The following is a 3,864-nucleotide window of genomic DNA, read 5'->3' as shown; positions in this document are numbered from 1 at the left end:
AATCCGGGTTCGTAAATAGGAATCTCACCCTGATTCAACAACTCGATCTTAGTCTGATCAATATCGGTACAAATTACCTCATTCCCAAAATCAGCCAGACCAGCGCCGCTAACCAAACCAACATAACCTGTACCAATAACACAAATATTTCTCATGAAATCCTCAAAATATTACAATTCCAAAAAAGCGCAGGAATATAGACGACAAGCCAATCGACCCAAAGTTAAATTCATCTATAACAGACCGTTCCGACGGCGCAGGATCCACTCCACTACAAGCAAGGTGACCAGCATCACAAACAATCCTGGTGATCTTACACCCTTTAAGGTATTTGCGGAATGCTGAGGGTAATAACTCACTGGAATTGCCGGCAGTTTATCCTGTTCCAAATGGATCACCCTGCCCCCACTTCGCCTTGCCAGTCGTTCAAGAAAGACTTCATCAACACCTTCACTTTGATCTTCCACATTAAAGGCCGCCAGTTGGATGGTACTCGTATCACGGCCCCAGAGTTCCCCAAATCGATAGGCTTCAGCAATGACCATGGTTTCACCAGGATATTTTGCCATGAGACCAGTACGGTACTCTCCGGCAGGATCCTGTGTTAGATCCAGCTCTTCCAGATCACCCTGTCCGTCTTGCTGCCAGACGCGCACTTCAGCATTCTGGATCGCTCGACCATCAATATCACTCACAGACACACCGATCTCGACATAGTCACCTGTATTGGCTGTTTTTACCGGTACATCCAGTACCAGCGGTTTGAAATGAGCTATATCCTCAAGATAAAGCAGCAGATACTCCCACATCATTTCGAAAGATGGCCTGGTTTGCGGATGGAAGAACCATTTCCAGTAACCAGACCCACTGAAGATAGCCATCGGGGGATTGTCACTGAGGTTGAACGCAGAGCTTTGTTGTTCTGCCCGCCCGATCACCAGAAGATCAGAACCGGGAGATTGCAGGTCCAACTTTCCGCGAGTTATTGGCGGATACTTGATCATGTCAACCGGTGAAAAGCCAAGTCCCAAAAGCCCCAGATAGAGCGGGTGTCCTTTTGCTGATTCGCTCCAGAAAGGGGTTCCAGCACTGGGTATTATGGAATTCTGGTGTTGTTGAAGTCCCATCAATTTTAACCACTGCGCATCCAACGGAGCTGAGTTATCATGAAAGATGATCAGAGGGCAGGAATCTTTTAATTCAGAAGCGATAACGTCTATCAACTTGTTGTTGTATATCTGATCCCCTGGCTGGTTCAGAATGATGAGATCAAAATCGTCTGGGAAAGTAACCCCATTCCCGGCTGCTCCCTGACCTATTGTTGTCCCAATTGAAGTGTGTACTTGAAACGAACTATCCGGCAGATGTAATAATAAGAATTTATGAAGCGCATTAACACGTTCGCTCAGAAGTAAAACCGTTTTATATGATCTGCTCAACTCGACTGTTAACAACTTTTTGGTTCGCAGATTTCCATCTTTCTGCTTCAAGGTCACGGTGAGGTCACGTGAACCGGTTCCGGCTAAACGAACTGGAATTGATATATCCGTAAAGATATTACTAAGCCGGAAACTTTTTTCGCCAACGACTTCATCGTATTGATCTTGAATGATGACAGTGACCACCTTACCCTCCAGGCCATTTTCCTGGATCTTCAGCTTGACCTGAACGGAAGATTCAGAATTATCATCAATTTCATAGTTCAGATCGAGTAGTTTTAACTGGGTATTGGATTGCATTTTCAAAGGCAGGATTGGATAAAGCGGAATATTTTTGGTCCAGGTCATGTCAATTGGAGATCGTCCTCCATTTAACTGACCATCAGAAATGATAAATACAGCGGCGTATATGTCTTGCTTTTTATTGCCTGTCCCCAAGTCGGGCGACCAGGAAAACACACTTGATTCAGCTTCAAAGTTAAAATCTCCCGGCTCAAGCGGTTCACCATCCAGACTCCATAATTCGACTTCATAGATCTGGTTTAGATCATCAAAGACTTCCACTATAGATTCTTCCAGAGCGAGAGTACTACCTTTCCAGGCCTTGCTCATACTCTGCGACTGATCCAGGATAACTGCAATCCTTTTAGGGAGGGTTCTGACCCGATTCAGGGAGACCTCAGGATCAAACACCAAAAGCAGCAGCAGTATCACCACTGATATCCTCAGGAACAGGATTAGGCCTAGTTGATGTTTACCCAGCCCTTTCGCCCCGGTACGTCGCCTGTTTGTCATGAATACAAACAGGATCATCACCAGTGCCAAACCAATGAATGGCAGGAGACCCCCATGAAACTCTGTCTCAAGTGAAAAGCCGAATGGCAGAATCATTTATTGGCCGAAGCTTAGTTTTAGATTTGGAATCGCAGGAATATCCAGGTGATTGGGTTTACCGGTTTTCATTTTCCAGTATCCCATATAGGCGATCATCGCCGCATTATCTGTACAATAGCGTAGGTCAGGTTGAAACAATTCAAGATCATGGTTCTGGCATAACTCGGTCATACGTTCACGCAATCTTGAATTTGCCGCCACTCCCCCGGCCAACACGATTCTCTTGAGGTGAAGATCCCGGGTTGCTTCAACAGCCCTGTTTGATAAAACATCCACCACAGCTTCCTGAAAGCTGGCGGCAATATCGGCTAAATGCATCTTGATAAAGCTTGATTCATGCTTCTGGATGTATTGGAGAACGTTGGTTTTCAAACCGGAAAATGAAAAGTCATAACTTTGTGGAAAGGAGCTACGCGGGAACTTATGAAAATGATGGTCTCCCTCTCGGCTGATCTTGTCGATTAGTGGTCCACCAGGATATCCAATTCCCAGAAGACGAGCAACTTTATCAAACGCCTCGCCAGCGGCATCATCTCTGGTCTGTCCGATCAATTTATACGATTGAGGATCCTTAACAGAGATCAATTGGGTATGACCACCTGAGACTAACAGACACAGAAACGGGGTTGGTAATTCTTTTTGGCCAATAAAATTTGCGAAAATGTGACCTTCAATATGATTGATACCATAAAGCGGTACATCCAGGCCCAACGCAAGCCCCTTGGCATAACTCAGTCCAACCAGTAGCGAACCGGCCAATCCGGGTCCCTGAGTAACTGCGATCCCGTCGATGGACGATAGTTCGATTTCGGCCTGTTCCAGGACTCCCTTGACAACCGGACCGAGTAATTTATTATGCTCACGCGAAGCATATTCCGGTACCACTCCACCGTAGCTGGTATGCACAAGCTGTGTTGCTGTAATATGGTGAATCAGCTCATAACCGCGAAAGAGAGCAGCAGCTGTTTCATCACAGGAGGTTTCAATCCCCAGGATAATGGCTTGATTCATTTATTTCTGTACGATCTCAATTTTTTCCGGGATAAAGCGACTCACTCGTTGGACACCCATGGGAAGTACGGCTTCAGGCGCATACAATTGTTCGTCTGGATTCCAATGCGCCTGGTAGTCAAAGCTGACCGTAAAATCTTCAGGCTTGAGTTCCAGCAGTCGATCCAACCCACCTTCGACCTCCATCCCAATTACGTGTGGGATCACAGACACTTCAACTCCACTGGGTACATTTTCAAGTCGAATTGAAATATCATGAAATTCAACAGATCCAATGCTTTGCACATCAGCACTTACCGTGACCATTTCTATGTCCAGACCAAATAACTGTTTTGGCTCAAGTGAGAGTGGTAAAGATAGTGAAACATCAGCATCAACATCCTGTAATACGACCAGCGGAACGGTGATGCTGGTCATCTCTTTTAATAATGAACCCGGTCCATGCACCATGACTTTGGTTGGGTCAACTGTAATATCCCCTACCAGCATATAGCCCAAAGCAGGCGCAATATTGGCCTGC

General features: G+C 45.8%; 4 protein-coding genes. All 4 read right to left on the bottom strand.

Features of this window, described 5'->3' with window-relative positions; all coding sequences use genetic code 11:
• The coding region (locus U9Q77_04880; protein ID MEA3286690.1) for a hypothetical protein at nucleotides 1–155 on the bottom strand (155 nt) is incomplete at its 3' end.
• Nucleotides 156–233: 78 nt separating this feature from the next.
• On the bottom strand, nucleotides 234–2,330 hold the full coding sequence (locus U9Q77_04875) for a hypothetical protein (protein ID MEA3286689.1): 2,097 nt from the start codon (nucleotides 2,328–2,330) through the stop codon (nucleotides 234–236).
• Nucleotides 2,331–3,344 (bottom strand): tRNA (adenosine(37)-N6)-threonylcarbamoyltransferase complex transferase subunit TsaD, encoded by a 1,014-nt coding sequence (tsaD, locus tag U9Q77_04870; protein ID MEA3286688.1) that lies wholly within the window; start codon nucleotides 3,342–3,344, stop codon nucleotides 2,331–2,333.
• Nucleotides 3,345–3,864, bottom strand: a 520-nt coding sequence (locus U9Q77_04865; protein ID MEA3286687.1) for a CdaR family protein, incomplete at its 5' end; no start/stop codon positions are given.

The sequence above is a fragment of the Candidatus Neomarinimicrobiota bacterium genome (assembly GCA_034716895.1).
Lineage (GTDB): Bacteria > Fidelibacterota > UBA8477 > UBA8477 > JABMPR01 > JABMPR01.
The sequence above is the reverse complement of the archived record's forward strand: the minus strand, read 5'-3'. Positions and strand labels throughout refer to the sequence as shown.